Consider the following 1,169-nt stretch of genomic DNA (forward strand, 5'->3'; position numbering starts at 1 on the left):
TTATCGCCAGCGCATGCAAATAGAAGAAGGCTTTCGGGATATGAAAAGCACGCGCTTTGGTCTGGGGTATGAAAATAATCGCAGCACAACCAAGACACGCATTACTGTTCTGGTCTTGCTTACCACACTGGCTTCGTTAGTGGCTGTACTGTTGGGCATGCTATTAGTTGTCAGTAACAAGCATCGACGCTTTCAGGCAAATACCGAAACAAAATCCGTACTATCCTTTCACTTTCTTGGCTTGAGAGCTTTTAACACCTCAATGCGATTTACCCTGCATCAGTGGAAAAAGACGATCCGCTGGCTTGATGAACTCACCGCTGAAGCTTGCATGAGCAAGATTACATGCTAAATTCGTGGGGATCCCTCAGTATTTAACCCCCTTTGAAATTAAAAATTCTGAATATTCTTTATCTGTTCTCATTATATGATTGGTTAACCAACGTTTGAGAAATAGCATCAAATCTGCACTGATTGTCCCTTGAGGGTTCACCATAAATTTTTCTTTTAATTCGACCACTTGAGCAATTAACTCATTGTGTTGTCGTTTATGCTCTTCAGAATCAGCATAACCATACTCAGCAAACATGTTTTCTTCATAGGAGAGTATAAGACGGATTAAAGCTATTTGCTACCCCCTATGACAGTTGTCTTTTTGACTAGATTGGTTTGTTGAATTATCGAATTGTGGGAGTATTTTAAGGCGTGTTAGTTTGCAATGTCTTGCGACGATAGGCCTTTGGTGCAGGAAATGGGGGGTGAAGCGCGAATAGCCCCACCATTTACTAGCGTTTTTCTTTACTCTTGCAGCAGTAAATGGAGCCTACGCCCCAAAATTGAAGTCACGTTGAATAGTGAAATCGTTTGTGTATTGTTCATCAGGTGGTGCACGCAAATGTGGCAATAGCTTTGTTTGTTTAGAAGTTGGGTGCTTTTTATCTATATGTGCCAGTATTTTCTGAATAACGTGTATATCTATAATACAAGCGATGATGCTTACATTGTGGTTCTCGCATTTTTCGCATTCGGTAATGTCTATATTGAATACCCGCTTTAACCGCTGTGCCCATGACATAGCCCTTGCATGGTAAGGTTTATCTGATTGCCCATCTTTTTGATTGACAATTTTCGGGCTGTTTTTGCCTCTCTGTGACGCAGTAATTTGTGCT

General features: G+C 41.1%; 1 protein-coding gene and 2 pseudogenes. 1 reads left to right on the forward strand and 2 read right to left on the reverse strand.

Annotated features, from left to right (window positions below):
- Positions 1 to 352 (forward strand): annotated as a pseudogene (locus C6Y40_RS12280) (IS4 family transposase); the annotation flags it as partial.
- Positions 353 to 367: 15 nt separating this feature from the next.
- Here the strand turns inward: C6Y40_RS12280 and C6Y40_RS12285 are convergent.
- Both C6Y40_RS12285 and C6Y40_RS12290 read right to left on the reverse strand, forming a co-directional pair.
- Positions 368 to 628: a hemerythrin domain-containing protein gene (locus tag C6Y40_RS12285; protein WP_338065259.1), complete on the reverse strand. Its 261-nt coding sequence runs from the start codon at positions 626 to 628 to the stop codon at positions 368 to 370.
- 195 nt (positions 629 to 823) lie between these two features.
- Positions 824 to 1,169, reverse strand: a pseudogene (locus C6Y40_RS12290) (IS91 family transposase); the annotation flags it as partial.

This window comes from Marisediminitalea alba, from assembly GCF_002993365.1.
GTDB lineage: Bacteria > Pseudomonadota > Gammaproteobacteria > Enterobacterales > Alteromonadaceae > Alteromonas > Alteromonas alba.